The organism is Rhizobium sp. ARZ01, assembly GCF_014851675.1.
GTDB lineage: Bacteria > Pseudomonadota > Alphaproteobacteria > Rhizobiales > Rhizobiaceae > Mycoplana.
The window spans coordinates 415,093-441,587 of record NZ_JACVAE010000004.1 but is presented as its reverse complement, the minus strand read 5'-3'; the positions used below and the strand labels follow the sequence as shown (position 1 = coordinate 441,587).

The 26,495-nt window shown below is 59.2% G+C and carries 22 protein-coding genes; 12 read left to right on the top strand and 10 right to left on the bottom strand.

Translation table 11 applies throughout. From position 1 onward, the window contains the following. Nucleotides 1–14: 14 nt before the first annotated feature. The 7 genes from IB238_RS22165 to IB238_RS22135 all read right to left on the bottom strand — a co-directional run bounded on the left by IB238_RS22165 (nt 15) and on the right by IB238_RS22135 (nt 9,106). Nucleotides 15–1,445 (bottom strand): aldehyde dehydrogenase family protein, encoded by a 1,431-nt coding sequence (locus tag IB238_RS22165; protein ID WP_192252271.1) that lies wholly within the window; start codon nt 1,443–1,445, stop codon nt 15–17. An 81-nt stretch (nt 1,446–1,526) separates the two neighbouring features. Then, nucleotides 1,527–2,975, bottom strand: a complete 1,449-nt coding sequence (gene aldA / locus IB238_RS22160) for an aldehyde dehydrogenase (RefSeq protein WP_192252268.1) — start codon at nt 2,973–2,975, stop codon at nt 1,527–1,529. A gap of 200 nt (nt 2,976–3,175) precedes the next feature. After that, nucleotides 3,176–3,964, bottom strand: coding sequence for an ABC transporter permease (locus tag IB238_RS22155; protein ID WP_210333675.1), 789 nt, complete (start codon nt 3,962–3,964; stop codon nt 3,176–3,178). Continuing rightward, nucleotides 3,961–4,782 carry an ABC transporter permease gene (locus tag IB238_RS22150; protein WP_192252266.1) on the bottom strand — a complete coding sequence of 274 codons (822 nt, stop codon included), beginning with the start codon at nt 4,780–4,782 and terminating at the stop codon, nt 3,961–3,963. Before IB238_RS22150 ends, IB238_RS22155 begins: the two co-directional genes overlap by 4 nt. A 10-nt stretch (nt 4,783–4,792) precedes the next feature. Beyond that, nucleotides 4,793–5,905, bottom strand: a complete 1,113-nt coding sequence (locus IB238_RS22145; RefSeq protein ID WP_192252263.1) for an extracellular solute-binding protein — start codon at nt 5,903–5,905, stop codon at nt 4,793–4,795. Nucleotides 5,906–5,928: 23 nt separating this feature from the next. After that, entirely contained in the window at nt 5,929–7,077 is a 1,149-nt protein-coding gene (locus IB238_RS22140) for an ABC transporter ATP-binding protein (protein ID WP_192252260.1), read from the bottom strand. A gap of 70 nt (nt 7,078–7,147) precedes the next feature. Then, a complete protein-coding gene (locus IB238_RS22135) occupies nt 7,148–9,106 on the bottom strand; it encodes an FAD-dependent oxidoreductase (RefSeq protein WP_192252257.1) in 1,959 nt (652 codons plus the stop codon). 128 nt (nt 9,107–9,234) lie between these two features. Here IB238_RS22135 and IB238_RS22130 point away from each other — a divergent pair, with 128 nt between their 5' ends. From IB238_RS22130 to IB238_RS22105, 6 genes are all read left to right on the top strand, one after another. Continuing rightward, nucleotides 9,235–10,353: an NAD(P)/FAD-dependent oxidoreductase gene (locus IB238_RS22130; protein WP_192252520.1), complete on the top strand. Its 1,119-nt coding sequence runs from the start codon at nt 9,235–9,237 to the stop codon at nt 10,351–10,353. A 44-nt stretch (nt 10,354–10,397) separates the two neighbouring features. Further along, nucleotides 10,398–11,066: a GntR family transcriptional regulator gene (locus tag IB238_RS22125; protein WP_192252255.1), complete on the top strand. Its 669-nt coding sequence runs from the start codon at nt 10,398–10,400 to the stop codon at nt 11,064–11,066. A gap of 40 nt (nt 11,067–11,106) precedes the next feature. Further along, nucleotides 11,107–12,534 carry an aldehyde dehydrogenase family protein gene (locus tag IB238_RS22120; protein WP_192252252.1) on the top strand — a complete coding sequence of 476 codons (1,428 nt, stop codon included), beginning with the start codon at nt 11,107–11,109 and terminating at the stop codon, nt 12,532–12,534. Nucleotides 12,535–12,601: 67 nt separating this feature from the next. Continuing rightward, nucleotides 12,602–14,215, top strand: coding sequence for a 5-guanidino-2-oxopentanoate decarboxylase (locus IB238_RS22115; RefSeq protein ID WP_192252249.1), 1,614 nt, complete (start codon nt 12,602–12,604; stop codon nt 14,213–14,215). A gap of 438 nt (nt 14,216–14,653) precedes the next feature. Next, nucleotides 14,654–14,908, top strand: a complete 255-nt coding sequence (locus tag IB238_RS22110; RefSeq protein ID WP_192252246.1) for a type II toxin-antitoxin system VapB family antitoxin — start codon at nt 14,654–14,656, stop codon at nt 14,906–14,908. Then, nucleotides 14,908–15,294 carry a type II toxin-antitoxin system VapC family toxin gene (locus IB238_RS22105; protein WP_192252243.1) on the top strand — a complete coding sequence of 129 codons (387 nt, stop codon included), beginning with the start codon at nt 14,908–14,910 and terminating at the stop codon, nt 15,292–15,294. The genes IB238_RS22110 and IB238_RS22105 overlap by 1 nt, the downstream gene beginning before the upstream one ends. A gap of 264 nt (nt 15,295–15,558) precedes the next feature. On the opposite strand, the gene IB238_RS22100 is transcribed toward IB238_RS22105, so the two are convergent. Both IB238_RS22100 and IB238_RS22095 read right to left on the bottom strand, forming a co-directional pair. Then, nucleotides 15,559–16,425, bottom strand: coding sequence for a 3-deoxy-manno-octulosonate cytidylyltransferase (locus IB238_RS22100; protein ID WP_192252240.1), 867 nt, complete (start codon nt 16,423–16,425; stop codon nt 15,559–15,561). A 12-nt stretch (nt 16,426–16,437) separates the two neighbouring features. After that, nucleotides 16,438–17,124 (bottom strand): glycosyltransferase, encoded by a 687-nt coding sequence (locus IB238_RS22095; RefSeq protein ID WP_192252237.1) that lies wholly within the window; start codon nt 17,122–17,124, stop codon nt 16,438–16,440. Between the two features lie 136 nt (nt 17,125–17,260). Here IB238_RS22095 and IB238_RS22090 point away from each other — a divergent pair, with 136 nt between their 5' ends. From IB238_RS22090 to IB238_RS22065, 6 genes are all read left to right on the top strand, one after another. After that, entirely contained in the window at nt 17,261–18,169 is a 909-nt protein-coding gene (locus tag IB238_RS22090) for a glycosyltransferase family 92 protein (RefSeq protein ID WP_192252517.1), read from the top strand. 550 nt (nt 18,170–18,719) lie between these two features. After that, a complete protein-coding gene (locus tag IB238_RS22085; protein ID WP_192252234.1) occupies nt 18,720–20,159 on the top strand; it encodes a UbiA family prenyltransferase in 1,440 nt (479 codons plus the stop codon). Continuing rightward, nucleotides 20,159–21,496 carry an FAD-binding oxidoreductase gene (locus IB238_RS22080; protein ID WP_192252229.1) on the top strand — a complete coding sequence of 446 codons (1,338 nt, stop codon included), beginning with the start codon at nt 20,159–20,161 and terminating at the stop codon, nt 21,494–21,496. The genes IB238_RS22085 and IB238_RS22080 overlap by 1 nt, the downstream gene beginning before the upstream one ends. Before the next feature lie 7 nt (nt 21,497–21,503). Then, the gene (locus IB238_RS22075; RefSeq protein ID WP_192252227.1) at nt 21,504–21,926 is read left to right on the top strand and encodes an EamA family transporter; all 423 of its coding nucleotides are present in this window, start codon (nt 21,504–21,506) and stop codon (nt 21,924–21,926) included. A 54-nt stretch (nt 21,927–21,980) separates the two neighbouring features. Next, the gene (locus IB238_RS22070) at nt 21,981–22,991 is read left to right on the top strand and encodes an NAD(P)-dependent oxidoreductase (RefSeq protein WP_192252224.1); all 1,011 of its coding nucleotides are present in this window, start codon (nt 21,981–21,983) and stop codon (nt 22,989–22,991) included. Nucleotides 22,992–23,001: 10 nt separating this feature from the next. Continuing rightward, nucleotides 23,002–24,465, top strand: a complete 1,464-nt coding sequence (locus IB238_RS22065; protein WP_192252221.1) for an aspartate aminotransferase family protein — start codon at nt 23,002–23,004, stop codon at nt 24,463–24,465. 34 nt (nt 24,466–24,499) lie between these two features. Here IB238_RS22065 and IB238_RS22060 read toward each other — a convergent pair whose 3' ends face one another. Further along, a complete protein-coding gene (locus IB238_RS22060; RefSeq protein ID WP_348648284.1) occupies nt 24,500–26,200 on the bottom strand; it encodes a hypothetical protein in 1,701 nt (566 codons plus the stop codon). Between the last annotated feature and the right edge of the window lie 295 nt (nt 26,201–26,495).

Genomic DNA, 26,495 nt, shown 5'->3' with positions numbered 1-26,495 from the left:
GTTTGTGTCTCCAATCATGCAGATGTGTAGGCGATCTTCACCGAGGTGTAGAATTCAGCGGCATAGCGTCCTTGCTCACGCGGACCGTAGGAGGAGCCCTTTCTGCCGCCGAAGGGTACGTGGAAATCGACACCCGCCGTCGGCAGGTTGACCATCACCATCCCCGCTTCAGAGTTTCGCTTGAAGTGGGTGGCGTGCTTCAGGCTGGTGGTTGCGATGCCTGAGGAGAGGCCGAAATTCGTGTCGTTGGCGACCGCAAGAGCCTCGTCGTAGTCCTTGACGCGGATGACAGCGGCAACGGGGCCGAAAATCTCTTCACGGCATATGCGCATCTGATTGTTCGCTTCGGTGAAGAGTGCGGGCTGAAGGAAGAAGCCAGGGGTCTCCCTTTCCAACCTGTCTCCGCCGAACGCCAATCTGGCGCCTTCTGCTTTGCCAAGCGAAATGTAATCGATGTCCTGCTTGAGCTGGCTCTCGTCGACGACGGGGCCGATGTGCGTTCCCGGCTTCATGGCGTCATCAACGACGAACGTCTTCAGGCGTTCCGTCAACGCACTGACAAATGCATCATGAATGCCCTCCGTCACGATAAGGCGCGAGGACGCCGTGCAGCGCTGCCCTGTCGAGAAGAACGACGAGTTTGCTGCTGCCTCCACGGCAACCGCCAGATCGGCATCGTCCAAAACAACGAACGGGTTCTTTCCGCCCATCTCAAGCTGGAACTTCCTGTTGTGTTCGACCGAGGCAAGCGCGACGCGCTTGCCGGTACCGACCGAACCGGTGAACGTGATCGCATTGATGTCCGGGCTGTCAAGCATGGTCTGGCCGACAACAGAACCCCGCCCCATAACTAGGTTGAGTACACCGGCCGGCAGGCCCGCGCGATGAAGGATGTCGACCAGAGACCAGGCGCTGCCTGGAACGAGATCGGCGGGCTTGAAGACAACCGTGTTGCCGTAGCAAAGCGCAGGCGCGACCTTCCAGGCCGGGATCGCAATCGGAAAATTCCACGGTGTGATGATGCCGACAACGCCGACAGGCTCGCGCGTGATTTCAATACCGACGCCCGGACGTGTGGAAGGGAGCGCTTCGCCCGAAAGGCGCAATGCCTCGCCGGCAAAGAATTCGAAAACCTGAGCTGCCCGCACTGTCTCTCCGATGGCTTCCGGCAGGGTTTTCCCCTCTTCCCGGGCGAGGAGTGAACCGAGCTCATCCTTGCGCACCATGAGCTCTTCGCTGGTCCGCTTGAGAATTGCGTGGCGCTCGAGGATCGGAGAGCGCGACCAGCTGGGAAACGCAGCCTTGGCCGCCGCAATGGCTGCCTTGGTCTCCTCAGCTGTCGCCGACGCGAACTCGCCAACGACTTCGTTTGTGTTCGACGGATTGACATTCAACGACGCGGAGGTGCCGACCCATTCGCCAGCGATCAAGTTCTTGTGCAGCATTTCTATAGTTCCGTTTCAGTGTGATCAGTTGGAGATTGCTGTTGCGGTCCATCGTCGTCGAAGTTCAAGGTCCGCTTTGCATCAGTTGGCACTCAGGTAGATGGTCTTCTTGCGCATGTAGGTTTCAAAGCCGTAGCGTCCGTCGTCGCCGCCGATTCCGCTCAGGCGATACCCCGTGTGATAGGCGTTGACCGCTTCCGGACCGACCCGATTGACGTAAACTTCGCCGAATTCCAGCTCGTTGATTGCGCGCATTACGTTGCGGTAGTCGCGCGTGAACAGGTATGCCGACAGGCCATAGTCAGAATCGTTGGCTTGCCTCAGTGCATCGTCGAAATCCGAGAAGGGCAGGAGGCTTGCGACAGGCCCAAACACCTCCTGGCGAACAATGTCCATGGACGGATCCAGGTCCGTCAGAACCGTCGGCTGAAACCAATGTCCCCGATCAAAGGGCGCACCCGTCATCCGGCCGCCGCCAGCGAGCACACGCGCTCCCTGCTCCACCGCGCGTGCGACCATCGCTTCCACTTTTTCAAGCTCCGGTCGGCTCACCTTCGGGCCGACGTCCGGATCGCTTTGCGGATCTCCCACACGCAGCGACCGCACACGATCGAGAAACTTATCCGTGAATGGCTGAAACACCGATTGATGAACGTAGGTGCGCTCGTTTGACGTGCAAACCTGGCCGCAGTTGCGGAAACGAGCGAAGACCGCGCGTTCGGCTGCGAGATCGAGATCGGCATCCTCGCAAACGATGAACGGGGCTTTGCCACCCAATTCGAGCGAAACCTGCGAGATGTGATCCGCCGCGCGCCGCATGACTTCGCGGCCGGCGCGAACGCTTCCCGTGAGCGTGATCAGATTGGTCTTGATACTGCCGACAAGCGCTTCACCAACTTCAGTGCCGATACCCGTCACCACGTTGAGAACGCCGCGAGGTAACCCAACTTCTTCGAAAAGTGCTGCGAGCCGCATCGCGGAAAGCGGTGTTACCTCATGAGGCTTCACCACGATCGTATTTCCTGCGACAAGCGCCGGCGCCACCTTCCGCGCCGTCACGGACAAGGGGTAGTTCCAGGGAATGAGTCCGACGACGACGCCGTAGGGCACGCGCAGAATAAGGATGTGTTCGCCGACGTTGTCCGAGGCAATTGCATCGCCTTCGATACGCCGTGCCCATTGCGCGTGATATTCGAGCTGCTGTGCCGCCCCGAGGACTTCACCACGCGCTTGCGAAAGCGGCTTTCCTTGTTCGGCCATGATGGTTGTCGCGAAACTGTCGAGGCGCTCACGGAGCAGCACGGCCACCTTTTGAAGGTAGGCGGCGCGTTCCACCGCGGGCGTGCGCGCCCATGCGCGCGATGCGGCCGATGCGGCATCGAGCGCCTTTTCGGCGTCGGCTTTTCCGCCAGCCGGAACCTCTGCAATGACGTCGCAATTCGCAGGATTTTCAACAGCGATGGAACTCCCTCCTGCTGCCGATATCCATTCGCCGCCGATAAAGTGCCCGATCTTCATTTCCTGCTTCATTCCAAGCTCCTTACCGCCACGGCGGTTCCGTCTCTCGTTCGGGATCGGCGACTTCCTGCCGAACTCTGATCGTGTGCCAGAAGGGTCCTTCCGCCGTAGCGATTCAAACCCGGCAGCTGCCCCTAGCGTTCATTCAGTTTGTGACCCGCAGCCCAGGCTACGTTTGAGAAGCGCCGCCCCACTTGGACGCTTGTGCGACCCTATTGCTCGTTGCGACCTCCAACGAGCCGCATGATCAGCAACAGCAACAAGCTGAACAGAATGAGGATCGTCGCGATCGCGGCGATGGTGGGGCTGATGTTTTCGCGGATCCCATCCCACATCCGGCGGGGAAGAGTGAAGATACCCCGGCTTGTGATGAAGAGGGTCACGACCAGCTCATCCCACGACGCGATGAAGGCGAAGACGGACCCTGCCAAGACGCCGGCGCGAATGTTTGGAAGCACGACGCGCAGTTGCGTGTGCGCCCAGCCGGCCCCCAGGTTGCGTGCCGCCATTTCGATTTTCGGGTCGAGCCGCGACAGTGCTGCGGACGTCGTGATGAAGACGTAGGGAACGCCAAGGATGGCGTGGGCAAGGATCGTTCCGGCCCAGCTGTCAAAGAGGCCCAAAATCACCCAGCTCCGGTACAAGGCGAGTGCCGAGACGACAGGTGGTACGATCAAGGGCAGCATAGCCAGGACGCGCACTGCCATCGCAAGGTCGCTGCGGAGCTTTGACGCTCCAATGGCCGCGGCAGTCCCCACCATCGTGGCAAGCGCTGCCGCACCCAATCCGATCAGGATGCTCTGGCCCATGGAGCGGTACCAGGCGGGATCCAGGAAGAGTTGCCCATAGTGCTTCAGTGACAGACCGTCCGTGGGGAAGGCAAGGAAGTCCGTCGGCGTCAGCGAGACGGGCACCACCACGAAGATCGGCGCCATAAGAAAGAGCAGTGCGCACCAGGTGACAGCGTAAAACGGCAAGGAATAGCGAGAGGACATCGTCATGCTGTAAAGATCCGCCGCAGGTCGACGACACGGGCCGCCAAGGTTATTGTTAGGATGACTGCCAGCAAGAGGAGCGTGGCAAGTACGGAGCCGGTACCCCAGCGCGAGATCAGCAGAATCTGCGTGCTGATATATTCACCGATCATCACGACGCGCCCGCCGCCGAGGATTACCGGCGTGATGTAGAAGCCAAGCGAGAGGACGAGCGAGAGTACAGTTCCGGCGAATACGCCAGGAAGCGTGAGAGGGAAATAGACCTTTGCGAATGTGCGGACCGGGCCGGCACCCAGGCCCCGAGACGCCATCATGAGGCGCTCGTCAATGCCTGTCATGCCCGACAGGATCGTCAGCATGGCATAGGGGACGAGATAGTGAGTCATGCCGATGATCACGCCAAACTCGTTGTGCATCATCGCGGCAGGACCGAACCCAATCGAAGTCAGGGCAGAGTTCACCGGGCCGTTGTCTCCAAGGATCATCAGCCAGGCGAATGTGCGGATGAGGACAGAGGTCCATAGCGGCACGAGGACAAAGAGCATCATCATGCGGCGCATTCCCGCCGATGCGCTGACATGCGCATAGGCGAGAATGTAACCGATCACGACGCTGAGTATCGTGGTGATGCCGCAGATCCGCAGCGTGGTGAGGGCCACTTTGGCAACGGCCGAAGACTCAAGTGCGGCTGTGTAGTTGCCGAAACCGACCTGCGGTTCGGTAACGCTGATCAGCAACACACCGAAGAGCGGGACGAGATAGACCAGCCCCAATAGTATGAGAATTGGCGCCACAAGGGCCGCAAAACGAGGCTGGTCATTCATCTCGAAACCCTTAGCCGGCGATCATGTCAGTGTAAGAGGCCAGAGCCTGGTCGTAATTTTCTGACCACCACTGGGCGTCCATCAGGACCTGCAGCTTGAAGTTCTCCGGGTGAGCGGGGTTGATCCGCTGCAGTTCACTCGGCGTCTTCTCGCTTGCCTCCAGCGTAGCCGGTCCGGCTCCGAGGCCGGCAAGAATAGCAATCTGCTTGTCGACTTCCTGCATCCAGGCGATGAAGGCCCAGACGTCGTCGCCGGCCGGGTTGTCCTTCGGCACACTCCATGTATCGCCGTAGGCGACGGCTTCGTTCCAATGGAATGTGATACGTCCGTCCGTTTCCTTTTCCAGCATCTGCGCGCGACTGCTCCAGATGCAGGCCATGGTGACGTCGCCGTTGCGCAGAAGCTGCTGGCTCTCCGCCCCAGAGTCCCAGAAGACGAGGTCGTCCTTGATCTGCTTGATCTTGTCGAGCGCGCGCGGCAGGTCGAGAGGATAGAGCTTGTCTTTGCTGACGCCGTCAGCGAGCAACGCTGCTTCAGGTGCACCGGTCAGCCACTTGTAGAGCGAGCGCTTGCCGGGGAACCGCTTGACATCCCAGAAATCGGCCCAGGTCTGCGGCGGGCCATCCGGGAACTTGGATTTGTCGTATGCGATGACATAGGACATCAGATAGTTTGCCACGCCGTGTTCAAACGATGTGCCGGGGATCGTGTCGCGGCTGACGATCGAGTAGTCGATCGGGCGCAGGTAACCTTCACGGCCGAGCTTGACAGCCGAGAAGTTGTCGATGTCCATCACATCCCAGATGACGTTCTTGGCGTCGACCATCGCTTTGATGCGGCCTTCCAGCGGGCTGGAATCGAACTGCACCGAGATGCCCGTCTTCTCCGCATAGGGGCCAAAGACTTTTCCATGTACCTTTGTGGCGTCGCCGCCCCAGTTGGAAAGTACGATCTCCTGGGCCTTAGCGTTTGCAATTCCGGATCCTAGGCCCAAGAGGGTGGGCGCTACGCCCGCTGCAGCACAGAGGCGAAGAAAATCGCGTCGGGTTTGCTCATTGCGAAGCATCTTTCCAGCGATATCGAGCTGCCGGCCTCTTACGGCCTGAAATGTTTTCATGCGCATTACAGTTCCTCCTCGTTTACAGGTCAGTCGTTCACCACTCGCCATACGGCTGAGGTGTGGCATCGAGCCCAGACTTGATCTCCCTGGCCTGGTACTCTGATTTGCTCTGAAGTGCGGCAGCGCGCGATAACAGGTCCGGCTTCCGTATTGAGTTGCACACGGTAGTCGGCACCCACAAAGGTCACGTCGGCAACGTTGCCCTGTATTACGAGCTCGCCATCTGCGGATGCCGGCGCCTGGTGTTCGATGGAGATCTGCTCCGGTCGAACGCTCAGGGACGCCTTCCCAGGATCGCTCACCGCGCCGTCGACTATCAGCCGGCGCCCGGCGATCTCAATCACGCTCGACTGCCCATCCTTTTCCACTGCGGTCGCATCCAGCAGGTTGCTCTCACCGAGAAAGTTGGCAACGAAGCGCGAACGCGGGCGCTGGTAGATAGCCGCGGGCTCACCGACCTGGATAATCCGGCCATCGCGCATCACCACGACCCGGTCCGACATCGACATCGCTTCTTCCTGGTCGTGCGTTACACAGACGAACGTCGTACCGAGCCGGCGATGCAAGGCTTTGAGTTCGTCCTGAAGGCTCGCTCGCAACTGCCGGTCCAATGCGCCCAGTGGCTCATCGAGAAGCAGAACTTCAGGATGGAAGACCATCGCGCGCGCAAGGGCGACGCGTTGTTGCTGCCCGCCCGAGAGCGCCTTCGGCATGCGTTCGGCATAGGCATCCATATGCACGAGCTTGAGTGCTGACAGCACTTTTTCCCGAATAGCAACCTTCTCTACGCCGCGCACGCGCAGCGGGAACGCGACGTTGTCGAATACCGAAAGGTGGGGGAACAAGGCATAGCCTTGGAAAACCATCCCGAAGTTGCGCTTCTCCGGCGGCAGCGGAGCGACGTCGGCACCTCCAAGAAGCATCTCGCCTGCGCTGGGAGCGACAAACCCTGCGATCATCATGAGCAGAGTCGTCTTCCCCGAGCCGGAGGGACCCAACAGCGTCAGGAACTCGCCCTCGCGAATATCCAGACAGATGTTGTCGACGGCAACCACGGACCCGTAACGCTTTATGATATTGCGTACGCTGAGCAGCACCTTCGCTTCGCCGTTTAGGCTGTCGCCATGGTTGGCTGCAGCGCCGATAGCGTTCTCGGCTTTGGAAACATCTCGCATCTCTGACCTAGCCACGTTGATTGAACAGTATTTTCCGGGGTAGCAGCGGCAGCACCGCCGCCACCCGCTGTTAGATGAGCGCGGCTACGCGCAAGCCGTCATAAATCGCTTCCTCGGCGGTCCGTGGCGCCAGACAGTCGCCGATGACGTGAACGTCACCGGAAAAGTCCTCAAGTGAGTTGGCCAGTTCGTTTACTGCTCGGTGTCCCGTACACAGAACGAGCGCGTTGACGTCTTCGAGAAGGATAGGATCGCTGTTGATGGTGTCCTGCAGATAGACCGTCGTATCGTCATATCCATACAGCCTCGCATACGGGATCACCTTCACACCCAACCTCCGCAACTCCGCGTTTGACTGATCGCGGATGTAGAGCGGGATCGACTCGCCCGGCATCGTGCCATTGACTGCGAGGTGGACAAGATTTCCGTTGCGCGCGAAGTGCACGGCCATGCCGATGCCGATCCAGTCGCAGCGCCAGTCGGCCACCACAATCGATCCGCCGACTTTGGCTTTGCCAGTCAGCACGTCCCATGCGTCTACGACGTCGAGAGTGCCGTCCCCCTCCAGCGGAGGCCTGTAAGGGCGGGCACCAGTCGCAACGATGATCGAGTCAGGAGCATGTTCTTCGATCACGGAGCGATCGACGGGCGTGTTGCGCCGGATTGCCACTCCGGAATTTGCCAGCTCCCGCTCCAGATTGGTGACAAGACCGCCGAATTCCATGCGATCGGGAAGCAACTGCGCAAGCAAAGCCTGCCCGCCAAGGCGACCGCTCGCTTCGAAGAGCGTGACGTCATGGCCGCGCTGCGCCGCCACCACTGCTGCCTTCATGCCAGCCGGACCGCCACCGACGACCATGACCTTCTTCTTCTGCTGCGCGGACGGCATGCTTCCGTATACCATTTCGCGGCCGGTCACCGGGTGCTGAATACAGGAGATCGGTGCCCCTTTGTGGAAGTGCCCGATGCAGGCCTGGTTGCACGCAATACAAGCACGAACGTCGTCGAGCCGTCCCTCGATCGCCTTGTTCGGCATTTCCGGATCGCAGATCAATGCACGCGTCATGCCGCACACGTCGGCCTGGTTGGACGCGATGATGGCGTCGGCATCCTGCGGCTGGTTGATACGACCAGTCACGAACACCGGGATGGAGACACGGGCCTTAACCGAGGCGGAGAAGGGCGCCATATAGCCGTTTGAGATCGACATCGGCGGCACGATGTGTACAGCGCCACCGCTGGAGGCCGAGCTGCCGGCCACCACATGGACATAGTCGATGTCCTTTTCCAGCGAACAGATCGCCTCAAGTGCCTCATCACCGGTCAAGCCTTGCTGATCGTGTTCGCCACCGGAGATTCTCAAACCAACGACGAAGTCCTTGCTCGTCTTTGCACGGACGTCGGCCAGCACTTCGCGGATGAAACGAAGACGGTTTTCTAGGCTGCCGCCATACATGTCGGTCCGCAGATTGACCCGGGGACTGATGAACTGCGCCGGAAGGTAGCCGTGGCTTGCAACGAGCTCGACTCCGTCAAGGCCGGCCTCATACAGACGACCAGCCGCATCACCAAAAGAGGACACGATCTCCCGAATAAGCGCCTCGGTCATCGGCCGCGGCATGACATGATAGCGCTCATTCGGCACTTCCGATGGCGCGTACGCAACTGCCAGCATGCCTCCCTGGGCCTCGGTGATTTCCCGTCCAGGATGGAAAATCTGGCCGAATATCGTGGTGCCGTAGCGGTGAACCGTTTCCGCCAGGCGGCGATAGCCTGGAATGCAGTCGTCGCTTGAGGCCATCAGGATGTGATTGGTGTAACGGGCCGTCTCGTGAACGCCGGCGACTTGAACGACGATCAGGCCGGCACCACCGCGAGCGCGGGCTTCCTGATAAGCGATCAGCGCGTCGTTGACCAAGGCTGCCGTGGGGAGCGTCGTATCGTGACCGGTGGACATGATCCGGTTCTTGAGCCGCGCACCGCGAATGTTCAGCGGCGATAGCAGCGCGTTGCAGTTTTTCAGATCCATGCGGCTTGTCCTCCGGTCCTTCCGAATGTCTTGGCATATCGACTACAAAATGTTCGCCAATGTTGTCAACCAACTTGTCGACAATTCATTTTATGTGTACAGGGAGGCAAGTTAGCAGGATGAAAAGCATGACTTGGGAACCGAGCACTCATGAAAATGTCGACGCGGTCGTCGTCGGGGCCGGCGTCGTTGGGTTGGCGGTCGCGCGCGCTTTGTCGCTTGCCGGGCGCGAGGTAATCCTACTGGAAGCAGAGCGGATGATCGGCTCCGGCACCAGCTCGCGAAACTCGGAAGTCATCCACGCGGGCCTCTACTATGTGCCGGGATCGTTGAAGGCGCGGTTGTGTGTCGAAGGCAAGACCGCGCTGTACGCCTATTGCCGGGAGCGGCAGATACACCATTCGCAGGTCGGCAAGCTGATTGTCGCCGGGTCGGACAAGGAAGTCTCGAGGCTGCACCAACTGATGCAGAATGCGGCGGCAAACGGCGTCGACGATCTTGTTCTACTGGACCAGACAGAGGCCCTCTTACGGGAGCCTGCGCTCAATTGCTCTGCAGCCTTGCTTTCGCCGTCCACCGGTATCGTTGATGTGCACGAGCTGATGCTCAACTACCTGGGCGATCTCGAAAACAGCGGCGGCGCTGCCATTCTGGGCGCGAACGTGATCGCCGGAAAGATCACGGAGCGCGGCGTTTCGCTTCTTGTCGATCAGGACGGGAAATCCGCCCTCTCCTGTAAAACGGTCGTCAATTGCGCAGGATTGTCAGCCCAACGGCTTGCCTCCTTGATTGAGGGGTTCCCCTCCGAAGCAATTCCGCGCCAATTCCTTGCGAAGGGCAACTATTTCAAGCTTATGCCCAGGTCCCCTTTCAAGCATCTCATTTACCCGATGCCGTCAGACGGTGGCATGGGGATCCACCTGACGCTGGACCTTGCTGGGCGTGCCCGGTTCGGTCCGGATGTACAATGGGTCGATGAGATCGACTATCGGGTTTGCGAAGAGCGCCTTCCGTCGTTCGAAGACGCGATCCGGCGATACTGGCCGGCCTTGCCGGATGGCGCCCTTGCTCCGGACTACAGCGGGATAAGGCCCAAGCTGCATGGGACGGGGACACCTGCTGCAGACTTCGTAATTCAGGATGGCAGGCAGTTTGGCGCGGCGGGTCTGATCAACCTTTTTGGTATCGAGTCACCTGGACTTACTGCATCATTAGCGATTGCCGACTATGTCCAAGCTATCGCTTAGGTGGCAGACGCTAGTCGAGCGACAACACAAATAGGGAGACATTCATGAACGAGCAGGCTCTCCATAAATCCGAGGTCGACTTGGTTGATACAATTCGCGAGGCGATTATCTTCGGGCGGCTGCGGCCGCGCGAACGTCTTGTCGAACAGGATCTCAGCGAACAGTACAATGTAAGTCGGCACGTCATCCGTGCCGCCATGGTGACACTAGAACAGATCGGGCTTGTTACACGCCGCCCCAATCGCGGGGTCGTGGTGCGCGACTTCTCGGTGGAGGAAGTGGAAGAGCTGTGTGAGGTGCGCGAGATCCTCCAGGCCGAGGCGGCGCGCCGCATTCCCCTCCCCGCACCCCTCGAGCTTATCGAAGAGCTTGAGCGCATTCACGCCGAGTATTCCGCCTGTGTCGATAAGATGGATCTGAAACAGACCGCGGTGCTCAACAACGCATTCCACGACACCGTGTTCGCTGCGTGCAACAACCGCTTCCTGGCAGAAGCGATTGCAACGTACTGGGCACGCACAACGGCTATCCACAGTTACGCCATCGGCAATCCGGTGATGCTTCAGCAATCCCGCCTGGAACATCGCGAGATGATCGACGCACTCATCAATGCCGATCGGGCCGCCCTGACGCGGCTGTGCGTCGACCACATTCACCCAGCCTTCGAGGCCTATAAGCGCGCCCACGGGGGATGGGATCGAAGCTCCGCTTGAGAAGGCGGCAGCGGATTGAGTTCGCATAGAGGAGAGACAAATGCGGCATGAACTCCAGTTCTACATTGATGGTGCGTGGGTCGACCCCTTGGGGGGCAGCACGCTGGAGGTCATAGATCCCTCCACGGAAGAGGCATTCACGCAAATTGCGGTTGGCACTTCGGCGGATGTAGATCGTGCCGTGAAGGCCGCTCGCCGCGCTTTCGACGGATTTTCTCGCACCAGCAAGGAGGAGCGCCTCGAACTCCTGCGTCGCATACTCGCAGCCTACAATGCGCGTTACGAGGACATCGCTCAGGCGGTCAGCCGCGAAATGGGGGCTCCGATCGATTTTGCCCGCGAGGCGCAAGCGTTCACGGGGCAGGCTCACCTTGAGGCGGCCATCGAGGCAATGGAGGCGTTCGAGTTCGAGCGTCAGCGCGGTACCACCCGTGTTGTGCGGGAGCCGATCGGCGTTGTCGGCATGATCACGCCATGGAATTGGCCGTTGAACCAGATCGTCTGCAAGGTGGCGCCGGCCATCGCCGCAGGCTGCACAGTGGTTCTAAAGCCGAGCGAGATCGCACCTCTGACAGGTATCATCTTTGCCGAAGTGATGCATGCCGCCGGCGTCCCACAAGGCGCATTCAACCTTGTGAACGGAACCGGCCCGGAAGTCGGACAAGCCATTGCCTCCCATCCGGATATCGACATGGTCTCCTTCACGGGCTCGACGCGTGCGGGCGTGCAAGTGGCCAAGCTGGCAGCAGACACCGTAAAGCGCGTATCGCAGGAGCTCGGCGGCAAATCAGCCAACATTATCCTGCCGGATGCCGACCTAGAAAACGCCGTCCGGGTAGGCGTCACCTCCTGCTTTGCCAACACCGGCCAGTCCTGCGATGCACCCACGCGCATGCTCGTCCCGCTTGATCGCCACGAGGAAGCTCTGGAGATCGCGAAGGCCGTTGCAGAAGAAAGCACTGTCGGCGATCCGAAGGAAGCGGGCACGGTGCTCGGTCCGGTCGTGAGCCGGGCGCAATATGACAAGATCCAGCGGTTGATCGAGGCTGGCTGCTCAGAAGGCGCGGTGCTCGTAGCAGGCGGTCTGGGTCGGCCTGCCGGCCTAAATCGCGGGTACTATGTCAGGCCAACGGTTTTCGGCGGCGTGAAACCGGACATGACCGTTTCCAGGGAAGAAATATTCGGCCCGGTTCTCGTTATCATCCCATATGCCGACGAAGCGGAGGCGATCCGCATCGCCAACGACACGCCCTACGGCCTCGCCGCCTACGTGCAATCAGGAGATATCGAGCAGGCGCGCCGCGTGGCCCGGCAATTGCGTGCCGGCACGATCAACATCAATTACCCCGACTGGGACCTCCATGCTCCGTTTGGTGGCTACAAGCAGTCAGGCAACGGCCGTGAGTATGGAGCCTTCGGAATCGAGGAGTTCCTGGAGACAAAGGGCATCGTCGGCTTTGGCAACTAGCTCGCTCGAAGCGCCCATCGGAGTGCATGGGCCTCGAACAGCGTAATTTTCGGTAATGAGAGCAAGAATGAAGACGTTTGGAACCTATCTGGTTGAACTCTTACGTACATATGATGTCGATACGGTTTTCGGCATTCCCGGAGTTCATACGATTGAACTTTATCGCGGCCTTCCGGGAAGCGGCATTCGGCACATCACCCCACGCCACGAGCAGGGTGCGGGCTTCATGGCGGACGGGTACGCACGTGCATCCGGAAAGCCCGGCGTCTGCTTCATCATCACCGGACCTGGGCTGACCAATGTCGCAACGGCCGTAGGCCAGGCCTACGCCGATTCCGTGCCCATGCTGGTGATCTCCGGCGTTAACGCGCTGGGCGCTATGAACTCCGGCGACGGCTTTCTGCATGAGCTCCCCGATCAACGGCAACTCATGAGCCAAATCACAGCGTTCAGCCACACCATTGTGAAGCTGGAAGAACTCGAAGGCGTGCTTGCCCGCGCCTTCGCGATTTTCGCATCCGCCAGACCGCGGCCGGTCCATATCGAGATTCCGCTGGACCTGATGGCTCAAGATGCAAGTCGCCTTCCCATTAAGAAGCGCGCGCCGGCTCCCTTTAAGCCCGGCCCCAACGCCGCGGCGATCGCGCAGATAAGAACGCTTGCCGCAGACTGCGCCAAGCCCATCATCCTCGCTGGCGGCGGGGCAGCCGATGCTGCTTCGGAGCTGCGGTCGATCGCAGAAGCGCTTGACGCCCCTGTCGTCATGACCGTCAACGGTCGCGGGATTTTGCCCGCTGGCCATCCGTTAGCCGTTCCCTGCACGCCGAGTCTCAAGGGCTGCGCCGAACTGATCGCCGAATCGGACTTCGTCCTGGCCGTGGGCACTGAATTGGGGCCGACAGATTTCGACCCGTATGGAACAGGTCGGCCGGCGATAAATGGTCGGTTGGTTCGCATCGAGATTGACCCCGAGCAAGCGGTGCGTGGCGCCCGAGCAGATTTGACGCTGATCAGCGATGCAGCCTCGGCACTCAGTGCACTCAGCGCCGTCATTCTACCCGCCGGCAATCGCAACGGGGCCGAGCGGGCGGATCTGGCGCGGACGGAAGTGCGGCGTGGACTGGATCCGGTGATGTCAGCCGGTTTGCAGCTTCTTGACACGGTACGGGAGTGCCTGCCGGATGCGGTGGTGGTCGGTGATTCCACCCAGCCCGCCTATGCCGGCTGTCTCGCATATGGTGCTGCCCGTCCTCGCTCCTGGTTCTGCGCCTCCACCGGCTACGGCACCCTCGGCTACGCCCTTCCGGCCGCGATTGGCGCCGCCTTGGGCGTACCGGACCGACCGGTCGTCTGTGTCATCGGCGATGGCGGAATTCAATTCACCTTGGCCGAACTCGGCGCGGCAATCGATGCCGATACGCCTCTGGCCATTCTCCTGTGGAACAATTCTGGCTACGGCGAGATCAAGACGCACATGAAGGCCTTGGGCGTCGAGCCTCAAGGGGTCGACATCTATACGCCCGATTTCCAGGCGATTGCGCGGGCATACGGATGGGAAACCGTGGTTCTCGATCACCCAACCTCGTTGAAGCCGCTACTTAAAGACGTCGCAGAACACGGGAAGCGAATCCTCATCGAGATCGATGAGAGAAAGTTCCTGGATGCTGTAGGCAAAGTCTGACTTGAGTGCAGTCGATCCGTTGTCTGCCGATACCGGGGACAATCGATCGCCTGAAATCATGACGCCCGCCAGAGGCGGAGAACACTGCACTTGAACCACTAGATGTGGCTCTCGTGTACTAAAGAGGTCGGCAAAGTCGGAAAACTTTGTCGGCCTTTTTTGGCTACTACCACCAGTCGGGCGATAGCGTAGCATTGGTCGCATTCGTCGTTGGCTCTACCGGCCTGCTTTCACCTTTCGCAGCAGGTACCGCCGTCTGATTGCGGAAGCTGCGCTATAGTGACAAGGTGAAGAAGCACAAGTTCCGCCTCGACTTCTGCGGGACAGATTTGTCACCCGGTGGATTGACGGGCGCAGATGGCGGCGCCCGGGCAGTCTCTTGCCATCCCTCCCCTCACCTAGGTAGAATATAGAACAACAGGAACCAAGGAACCAACGATGGCACTCAGTATCAAGGATTCGGAGACCGAACGTTTGGCAAAGGCGCTGGCTGAGAAAACGGGCGAGACCATCACCATGGCCACCCGCCGCGCGCTCGAAGAGCGACTGCGGCGCCTCGCCAATGCCGGAAATCGTACCGTGCTGCTGGAGGAACTCGCCGCGAGCCGCAAGCGCTGGGCAAAATTGCCAATCCTCGACAACCGCTCGGCCGACGAGATTGTGGGCTATGACGAAAATGGGCTTCCCGGCTGATGGTCATCGACACATCAGCGATCGTTGCGATCGCCCTCAACGAACCGGAAGCGGAAATTTTCGAGACAAAGATTGTCGATGCCCCACGGCGCTTCATGTCAGCGGCCTCGGTCCTCGAACTGGCCATGGTGATCGAGGCGCGACTGGGTGAAGCGGGGTCTGCGGAATTGGATCTGTGGCTTCACAAGGCCGGCGTCGAAATCGTGGCCGTAGACACCGATCAAATAGCGATCGCGCGACGCGCATGGCGCAACTTCGGCAAAGGACGCCATCCAGCAGGCCTGAACTACGGTGACTGCTTCTCATATGCCTTGGCCAAGACACGCGACGAGCCGTTGTTGTTCAAGGGCGATGATTTCTCACGCACAGATATCGAAGCGGCATGAACATGCTGACGGCGCAGATGTGCGTTTCATCGTCATTTCGGACTTTGAAATTTTCTGACCCCATCATCGAGGCTTCGACCGCGGCAAGTTGATAGGCGATGCAGCGCACTCATCAGAAGGTGGGAGGCGAGGGTCGAGGAAGGCGCCGCCAAGCCAACCAGCGGATAGGGATCACCAACGGGTGATGTCAAGCTTACTCGCCAGATCATCTCCCGCGCGGCGGCTGTCGACTAGACGGGGCATCGTCTGCCGCCCGATTTGAGCTTAGCTGCTACCGGGCCGCTGCCGCTTCAGGATGGAGGGCTTGAGCCGCCTCAATAGTTCGTCAGCCGCACGAATGAAGTTCGTCAACGATATGAGTTTGTCGACCTCGGCGTCGGTGTTGGAAAGCCGCTCCGACAACACTTCCGAGGCAGCGAGTGCAATCTCTGCCGGCGGTATCTCAGGAAAACGCTTCGTCAGCGCAGCATAGGCATTGGCCCCCACGCCACCTTGGATATCGATTTTGCCGAGCCTTGCGAACAGACGGATGAAAACCTGCTCGAAGCTCCAATCGTGGGCCGACACAACCCGCCACTTCTCGGTCCGCCTGGCGGAAAAGCCCGCCAGGGTGATCTTTGACTGAAGCCCCAGTTCGCTTAGCCACAGGGCGATCGCAAAGCCGCTCGTCGGCGTTTTTCCTGCAGTGTAGAAATCGTCGAAGTGGCCCACGAAGTCGAGATGGCCGGTCGGCGCATTCTTGAAGTCCGCCGCAGAGTTGAGCCTCTCTTCCACATTGAGCCTGATGTTCATAATGCCGAGAAATGTCGCCTTCTCGAAATAGGAAAGGATCTCCCCGACCTCGCCGCGGTAGACAATGTTAGCACCGTTGGGCTGTCCCCTACAGACAAGCAGCGCGTGTCCCTCGAAGGGACGATCCAATACCTTGATAACCCGGTTGAAGAAAACATACAGGGTCGTTGCTGGGTAAAGGGCACGGAGTGCCCCGACATCCACCGCGGTGCTGTTGGCTACAAGAACAATATGGGAGTACGCGGAGAAAATCTGGCGCCAATCTTCCGGTCGCGTCAGTCCCGAGGTCGATCCCGGCGGAGGTAAGCCAGCGTCCGCGGCGTTGCGGGGCGTTCCCATGAAGCCGCCCGGCTACTTCTGCTGCACCGAGACGACGCGATCGCGCATCGCGAACCATTCCTCGGCATAGTCGTCGTTGCGATACTCGTTGAAGTAGGGGCCGCCATCCGTGAAATGCACCAGCTTGGCGTCCGCGCGATAGTCGTATTCGTTGACCAGGTAGTTCCACACCACCGGGATATTACCGATCTGCTGCTCGCTCTCGAGCCACTTGAACTGGTGCAACTGAAGCCCGGTGGCCGTGTTGACATAATCTCTGGTAAGCGCCTTGCACCGGGCGTTGTTGAACAGGATCATGCTCGACCAGTTCTTCTTCTCGTACTTCGTCTGTGTCTGGCCGAGAAACTTCGTCTCGACCTTCGGGACATAGTCGTGCTTCACGCACATCGCAGCAAATCTGTCGTCGCGAAGTGACCAGAGTTTGGCGATGTCGGCGCGCGCGAGCATGTCGCAGTCCATGAAGATGCTCCAGCCTTCATAGTTGCTCAGATAGGGCACGAGGAAGCGGGAAAAGGAAAATTCGGTCGACTGCAGCGGATTGCGCTCGCGGGTAAAGAGATCGCCGAGATTGTTCAAAACGATTGGCGAGAACACCACCGGTAGGCTGGAGTGCTCAACTATGCTTTGGCAAAGAACGTGATAGGCGACGACCTCCTTGGAATCGAAGCCGACAAAAATTCGCACAACGTCATCTCGCATGCCGACACCTTCCATCTTTTTGCAATCACAAGGCGATTCAGGTATTAGGCATATTGAAATTGCCACCTTGCCTTGTCAATATAGCCTCGCTTGGGCGTGTTGCTGTGCCGCGAACTGCGGCTTCTATGGAGGCGGAATGCGCTGGTTTGGCAAACATCGGAGCGGAATCAAAACCCTGTCCATCACTCCGCCTAAACCCGAACCCGCGCGGAATGGGGTCGCAATTACGGCCTGCGTCAAGGACGAAGGTCGCTACATTGGGGAGTGGGCGCGATTTCACAAGGCGGTCGGCGTTGGCCATTTCATCATCTACGACAATGGATCGACCGACGATTCCTGCGACGTGCTTCGTGAGGTTCTGGAACCTGGGGAGCTCACCATAGTACCCTGGGCTGGCCGGGTTCTGTCGACCAAGACTGATCAGTTGATCGACGGACAGGTGCTGGCCTTCGCACACGCCATCCTCAACTTCGGCGGGCGCTTTCGCCGGATGGCATTCATAGACGCCGATGAGTTCCTTCTGCCGCGAACAGGCACAACCATTGAAGAGGCGTTGGTCGCGACCGGCGATTTTCCGAACGTCTCGCTACCCTGGCACATGTTCGGGACCAGCGGGCACAAGTCCAGACCCGTGGGACCTGTCGTGCACAATTACACGAAGCGAAGTGCCGAACCCCTCAGTCGCCAGGAACACTCCACCAACTTCAAGTGCATCGTGGATCCCTGCGAAGTCGTGGAAGTGACGATCCATCAGTTCAAGACGCGCCAGTTCGGTGATCTGACCATGAATGATGCCGGCTATCGAACCAGTCGAAACGGTCGCAAGGACCCGCAGTTCTATTCCAACGCCTATCTTCAGCTCAATCATTACTACAGCAAATCTGCCGAGGAGATGGCGGCGAAGTTGGCACGTGGCTCCAACTATGCCGCCTCTGCCGAGCGGTTTGCTGAAAAGATCAGTATCATAGTCCGCAACATCGAGCAGTCCGAGGTCGAGGACCGCGCGATGATCGACTTCATTGCTGACCACGGCATCAAGTTGTGAATGGCTGACACCTGCTCGTCACGTTCCCAACACCTTCCTCCCATTGCGACAGCGTGCGGCACGTCACGGTTGTGCCGCTCTGCTGTGCATCAGACGCCTTGGCTCCAAGGGCCTCTGCCACCAAAAAGAACATGCGGCTTGTGGTGCCATGTTCGGCGGTCGCGCTTCCCCATGAAGACCAGAAACAACCGTTACGGCCCGATGTAACTCATCGTTAGGGGCGAAACGGAAGAATTTCTAAACCTTATTTTCAAACAGACCTTTGAAAACTGATCCAACGCAACTTGAAAAGCCGATCCATTAACCTGGGATTGCGAGCTGAAAGTCTAATTTCCCCGCAAAGTTCGGAGGCAAGGCGCGGACTCCCGTCGGCAAACGTGGGACGTGCCGTCGATGCGCGGTGAGGTGAACCGTTTCGAGGCAGGGAGAGATGCCCGAAGCGCGCCGGCACAAGAAGCGACCACGCAAAGGGGCGGCAGACCGCTTTCCGGCGTTGCCGGCATGGGCGAAACAACAGGCGATACCCTCGCCTATGGGGATGAGTATCGAAATGAATGTGCGAGCACAACATAGCAAGGAAATACCGCTGGCGGTCGACTTGGATGGGACGCTCGTGTCAACCGATCTTCTTTGGGAAAGCGTGTTTCTCCTTCTGAGAAAGAACCCTCTTTTCCTCTTTCTATTGCCGATCTGGCTCTTGTCCGGCAAGGCGCATCTGAAGTCGGAAATCGCGCGCCGCGTCACGCTCGACGCAGCCCACCTGCCCTACCGCCAGGATTTTCTGGCCTTCCTGTATGGTCAGCACGCCTCTGGTCGCGAGTTGGTCCTGGCGACAGCGGCAGCCGAACCTTTTGCGAAAGCGGTGGCCACGCAGCTCGGAATTTTTAGCGCCGTCCACTCCACAAGTCCGTCCAACAATCTCGCGGCACAGCGCAAGGCTTCGCTACTGTCCAATCGCTATGGCCCGAAGGGCTTCGACTATGCCGGCAACGACCATGCGGATGTTGCTGTCTTCGAGGCAGCACGCAACTCGATTGTAGTGGCCCCGGACACAAGGGCCCACCGCTATCAAAGGACCCACGGTTGCCAGCGGTTCGATGCCAAGCCCACCGGGCTCAAAACGTATATCAAGATGTTGCGCGTCCATCAGTGGCTGAAGAACCTCCTGGTCTTCGCCCCCGCGGTGCTTGCCCATAACATTCTTGACCCGCAAACCTTCCTTGCCTCATTCATCGCGTTCGTGGCCTTCTCTATCTCTGCTTCGGCCATCTATATCCTCAACGATATCATCGATTTGCCGCTTGATCGCCAGCATCCCACCAAGCGCAATCGCCCGTTCGCAAGCGGCCAGCTGAGCATTCCTTTTGGGTTATCAGTTTCTGCGCTTCTGCTTCTGGGCGCGGCTGCGATCTGCTTCTTCTTGCCGCCGATGTTTGCCGCGGTGATCGCGATCTATCTGGTGACGACGACGGCCTATTCGCTGGTGATCAAACGTATGCTGCTGCTCGACGTCATCTGCCTTGCCGGCTTGTATGGTCTCAGGCTCCTCGGCGGGAAGGCGGCCGCTTCGCTGCCATTGTCGTTCTGGTTGATGGCCTTCGCGCTCTTCTTCTTCCTCTCACTGGCCTTTGTGAAGCGTTACGTCGAGCTGCAGTTTTCTACAGCCGACGAAGGTGACCGGATTGCAGGGCGCGGCTATCGTCCGGAAGATATCCAAGTTGTGGGGCAAAGCGGTGTGGCCTCGGCGTTCGCTGCCAGCCTTGTTCTGTCACTCTATATCCAATCGAGCGAGATCAAGGGCCTCTATTCCGAGCCATGGCTGATATGGCCACTCGTGCCTATCGTCCTCTATATCAACATGCGGGTATGGATCCTCGCACACCGCCGCGAGATGGTCGATGACCCCGTCGTATTCATGGCGACAGACTGGCGTAGCCAGCTGTTCATCGGCCTCGGCGCCCTGCTTGTCCTTGTGGCGACGATCCTCTGATGTGCGCGTCATTTGACAATTTCGGGCGAGTGGTTCGTCGCGAGAGGCAGGCAATGCCTGCCGAGCTGGCGATGCGCGACTTGCTCCGAGGTTCTGCGACTTTACCCAGCCTGCTGGCTTTTGGTAACGGCCGGTCCTATGGCGACAGCTGTCACAACGACGCAGGATCGCTCGTTCAGATGCGCCCCAGGAAGGCCATTTGCCTTTTCGATCCGGAGACGGGTGTTATCGATGCGGAAGCCGGCACCAGCCTCGAGGAGATCGTTACGCACGCCGCGCCATTCGGTTATTTCCTGCCTGTAACGCCCGGCACGCGTTTTGTGACCTTGGGTGGTGCGATCGCCAATGACGTCCATGGCAAGAACCACCACCTGCGTGGAACATTCGGTTGCCATGTCGAGAGCTTCGAACTCCTGCGCTCCGATGGCGTCCGCTACCACTGCACGCCAGAAGAGAACCGCGAACTGTTCGCCGCGACGATTGGTGGGCTGGGGCTCACGGGCCTGATCTTGAGTGCACGACTGAAGCTGATGCGCGTCGGATCGCTCGACATTCAAGAGCGGATAACACGCTTCGCCAACCTCGATGGCTATTTCGACCTGGCTGAGGCTGCCGACGCCGAAAACGAATATGCAGTCGCCTGGGTCGATCAACTCGCCTCCGGCAGTGCGGCCGGGCGGGGCGTGCTGATTACCGGCAACCATGCCGACAACGGCAATTTCCGGAGCGGCACCAAACGCGCGCGGCTGGGCGTTCCGTTTGATCTGCCTTTTTCCGCATTGAACCGGTTGAGCCTCACCTTGTTCAACAGCGCCTATTTCCGTGCCAAGAGCCGACATAGGGGCACGCATCTGACCGACTACGGCGCCTTCTTTTACCCGCTGGATGGCGTCAAAGATTGGAACAAGCTCTATGGACCGGCCGGACTCTACCAGCATCAGAGCGTCATCCCATTCGAGGCGGCCCGTTCGGTCATTCCGGACATGCTCACGGCAAGCCGCACGGCCGGTCATGCATCCTTCCTGACCGTGCTGAAGCGGTTTGGCGCTGTGCGTTCACCCGGCCTGCTTTCCTTCCCGCGGCCCGGTTACACGCTGACGATGGATTTTCCCAATCGCGGTCCCCGTACCCTGGCACTCCTTGAGACGTTGGACCGCATGACCGTGGAAGCTGGCGGCCGGATGAACCCTTACAAGGACCAGCGGATGAGCGCCGCAGCCTTCCGGGCCGGTTTTTCGGAATGGCCCCAGTTGGAAGGGCTCCGGGATCAGAACTTCTGCTCGGATTTCTGGCGACGTACTGCCCTTTCCGATGAGCGCGCCCGTGAAATGACGTGAGGAACATATGAAGTATATTCCCTTTATCCTTTTTACCGTGATGACGAACGCCGCCGCGCAACTGCTGCTGAAATACGGAATGATCACGCTCGGCCCGATCAACTTCTCGTCGGGTTCACCGATTGCGAAGATCTTCCAGATCGTCTTCAACCCCTGGGTTTTTGCAGGTCTGTTCACCTTCGTCATTTCAATGGCCTCGCACCTTTATGTGTTGTCCAAGGTCGATCTTTCCTTCGCGTACCCATTCCTCAGCCTTGCTTATGTGGCTGTCGCTTTCTGCGCCTGGCTGCTCTTCAAGGAGGAACTGGGTGCGCTGAAGATCGCCGGTATCGCCTTCATTTGCATCGGCACGGTGCTGATAGCCCAGAGCGGCGGGACGTCGACCGAAGCAGAAACGACTGTGGCCTCCCGCGATCACATCAAGACCTGACGCCACAAAGTACGAAGCAATTGCAGACAGACGCGATAGAGACAGGAATAGAAAATGAGACATATTATCTTTGGTGGAGACGGTTTCGTCGGGCGCTATCTGGCGCCGAGGTTGCTGGCGGACGGCCACGAGGTGATCGTCGCCGACATCGTGAAGAGCGAAATGGCGCACTACCGCGACGCCCGATTCGAGCATACCGATGTCACCGATCCCCAGGCGATCCGCAAGCTGGGCATCCGCGCCGATGACATGGTCTACAATCTGTCGGCCAAGATGCTCTCGCCCATTCAGGTCAGGGCCAAGCGCCACGATTTCTTTTTTCCGGTCAACTACTACGGCACCGAGAACATTATCAGGGCGATGGATGAAGCAGGCGCGACGTCGCTGGTCCATTTCACCACAGACATGGTCTATGGACACACCTACACCTGGCCGCAGACGGAGGACCATCCTTGCGCACCTCTCGGGGAATACGGGCTCTCCAAGCTGAAGACAGAGGAACTGGCAGCCGATTGGCGTCAGCGCGGCATGAACATCACGCTGTTCCGTCCGCGCCTGATCATCGGGCCGGGACGTCTGGGCATCCTTTCAAAACTCTTCAAGCTGATCGACAACAATCTGCCAGTCCCGATGATCGGCTCCGGCAAGAACCCATACCAGTTCATCTCGGTGTTCGATTGCGCATCCGCGGCGCACGCGGCCTTCAAGGCCGGCGTCCCGAACGAGGTCTACAACCTCGGCTCGCTCAATCCCCCGCCCGTCCGCAAGCTCCTGGGCGACCTGGTGAAGCATGCCGGATCGAAATCGATCCTGCTGCCTACGCCGGCCTGGGCCGTCAAGCGGACGCTCGATCTGCTTGATCTGGTCAACATGCCGCTGATGGATCCCGAACAGTACCTGATCGCCGACGAGATGTGCGTTCTGGACGTGTCCAAGGGCGAGCGTGAGCTGGGTTGGGTTCCACAGTACCGTGACGAAGACATGTTGATTGCCGCCTATTCCGAATACCGCAAGGACCTCGCCGGCGGTGCGGAAAGCAAAGTCACCCAGCCCAAGGCAGCCTGAGGGGGAAACCATGGCCACTGTAGTCAACCTGAATAACCGCCATGACGACGTTGCCACAGAGCAGGCCGTCGCATCGACGCCCAAGCCGGCACTTCTCTCTGTCGAGGAAGCAAAGGCACTCGACGTCTCGCGCATGACGGATCTTTTTATCCGCCACCTCAACCCCGGCCAGCTCCACTTCATGAAGCTCCTGGGCTTCCACAAAGTGAAGATCGAGCGGGCGGAGGGCATGTATTATTACGACCAGAACGATCGGAAGATCCTCGATTTCTTCGGCGGGTTTGGTTCGTTGGCGCTGGGTCACAACCATCCGCGCATCCTCAATGCACGACGCAAGTTCCAGGATGAGCATCGCCAGGAAATCGCGATCGCCTTCATGTCGCAATATGCCAGTGCACTGGCTTACAATCTTGCAGCCTGCTCGCCGGGCGAGCTCGACATGGTCTTCCTCGGCTCTTCCGGCTCCGAAGCCATGGAAGCGGCGATCAAGATTGCCGAACGGGCTGCCGGTCCGAAGCGCCCGAAGATCGTCTATGCCGAGAACTCTTTCCATGGAAAGACCAAGGGTGTCCTGTCAATCACCGACGGCTCGCTCTATCGCGGCGAGTTCAAGCTGGTCGACAACACCGTGCGGGTACCGTTCGGCGATATCGAGGCGGTCGAGACCGCTTTTCGTACTGACCCCGAAATCGGCGTGATCGTGCTCGAAACAGTGCAGGGTGGCGGTGGCATCATCCAGGCCGATGCGAGCTTCTGGCAGCGCCTACGCGAATTATGCGACAAGTATGGCATTCTGTGGGTCGCCGATGAAGTCCAGTGCGGCGTCGGCCGTACCGGCAAATTCTATGCCTTCGAGCACTATGGGGTCGTGCCGGATGTGACGGCGCTCGCCAAGTCGCTCGGCGGCGGCAAGGCGGCCATGGGCGCCATGATTGCCAAGCGCGCCGTCTACATGAAGGCCTACGGCACGCCGAAAACCGCGATGATCCATGCCATGGCGACTTTCGGCGGCATCGGTGAAGCCTGCATCACCTCGATCGAAGCGCTCAACGTCCTTTATGACGAGCAGCTGATCGACAATGCTGCGGAAGTGGGCGAGTACCTCCTGGAGCGTCTGCGAGAGTTGCAGGCTCGTTACCCGTCCCTGCTGAAGGACGTTCGCGGCAAGGGCATGATGGTCGGGCTGGAGTTCCACGACTTCTCGCAGACCATGCCAATGGTGCTGCGCCCCGTCATCGCCATGCTGGATGACAAGCTGAAGGGATCGCTTCCCGGCTTTATCGGCAGCCATCTGCTGCGCGACCACGGGGTGCTCGTGGCCTTCACCGAATACAACCGCAACGTCATTCGCCTCGAGCCGCCGCTGATCTGCGAACGCAGCCACGTGGACGACTTCATCAAAGCCCTCGACGAAGTCATGTCCCGCGGCATCATCCGGATCGTGAAAGACTTCATCGCCGCCCAGGTGAAGTGAAGCGGCCGACGTAAGCCCTTCAATGGGGCCAGGATCATGGCCTGGCCTTATTTTGTTTTTTGGCAAGGATATCTGGGCGCAAGAGCAGGTCCCAGCAGGGGTGAACCTCCACGAGCGTCCGGCCCTTGAGGGCTTCTTCGTAGTGTGCAAACAGGAGGCGGCGTCCTGTCGTCAGCGGACATTTCGGCCGCAATACGGCTGCGGTCTCCGCGATCGACCGGATGGCTTCCTCGTTCAGGGGCGGGACAGTTCGATCGGGATCTGCACCGATCTGGATGTGCTTCGTCGCATCGCGATCGAGCAGCCAGGGGAACGGATTAGTGAAGTCGAGGTTCATCAGGCTATCAAGCCAGACATTGTTTTGCACCTCGAACGTCTTCAGCGATTCCACTAGACTATTGGCCGAGATGATCCAGTAGAGCTGGAAGTCGAGTTCCGAGTAATACTGCCAGCTCGGCAGCTGCCCGTGATCGGACAGATCCGCATAGGCGGAAGCATAATTCTGGTAATGGGTTTCCAGATAGGTCGCACGGTCGATGATCTCCTGCCGCTGCGACACCTGCTGCAGGTTCTTCACGGCCGGCAGGTGCATCCGCGCGTGGGTTGGCAACACGGCGACGGCGCGCAGTGTCTTGTGCGCCACCGTGGCGAAAGTGGGAATGACACAGAATGCTGCCAGCGTCACGAAAGCCAGGCGGGCCCGGCTATCCAGCAACTCGACGCGGGCAAAAATCATGAGAAGGACCGGCCACAGGAAGATGAACTCCTGACTACCCGTGTTCTGTGTCTCGTAGACGATCCCGCCGACGACAGCCACCGAAAACCACGAGAAGCTCCGATCGAAGAAGCGAATAGAGCGGTCCGGCCGGGTCCAATCGATCCAGCAAAGGATGGCGGACAGCATGGCGGCGGGCAATAAAACGTCTAGCTTTGCCGAAACCACGGTCTTGAAGCGCGGCAGGAGCGCCTCTTGATTCATGCTCGCAAGCTGCACGATGTCGGCCAGATAAGCCGAAATCAATCCGCTTCCCGCCTCGATAACCACGACAGATGCGAGAAATACCGCTGCAGCGAGGAAGAGGTTGGTCCACGAGATGCGCCCGGCCAGCAGCGCGAGCAGACCGAACAGGCCGCCCACAAGAAAGCCGGTGATCTTTGTCAGGAACAATGCCAGCATCGCGGCGGCGCAGAAGACGGCCAACTTGCGACCGTCGCGAAGGAAGAGGAGCCCGCTTGTCAGCAGGTAGAGAAGAATGACGCCCTGCCTGTTGTAGATCCCGAACCCGTCCAGACCCGCAAAGGCGTGGTAAAACTGGGCATTGGCCGGTGACACTGCAAAAATCAGAAACGGCACCAGCAGTGCAAATGCGAGGGGTCGGCTTCGACTGGAGATCTCGGTGAGAACTATGGCCATGAGCGGAGCGGCGACCAAAAGGATCGACCATTGGGCCAGAAGGAGCGGTTGGGCTTTCGGGAACAGGTCGAGCCCCCAAGCGAAGAGATAGTAGCCCAGCGGCCCGACGGGAGTCGAAAAATCGACGCTGGGTATCTGTCCGGTCGAGATCCGGTGTGCGGCATCGAGATAGATATACGTGTCCCAGTACATCGGTCCGATGGGAACGACGAGCGGCATACTCAAAAGCAATGACAGAAGCGCAAGAACGAGTGTCAGCCAGAAGAGCGGCGAATATAGGCCCCATAGAAGAGCGGGTTTCTTTTCTGAGCTTGAAATCACTGTCGACCCATGAGCTTTGCTTATTCTTGTCATTGCGGTGATAACACCAACCGCAGTACCTTTCGGCAGCCCCACGAAGAGACCGAGCCCCGCGAATTGGACCGGTACCGCTCATTTGCGATCTTGAAACTTGATAGTTCGTCGCAATTGGTGCCGCCGCTTTTGACTTTTCGCACTTCCGAGAAGTGCTACTATGCTTTGAATCTACTCGATGAATTTAAAGTAAATAGCCCCATTTTTTTAGGAATCTCGACCTGCATCCTTTTGGCTCTCGAACGCGAAGGAGGCCGCATCC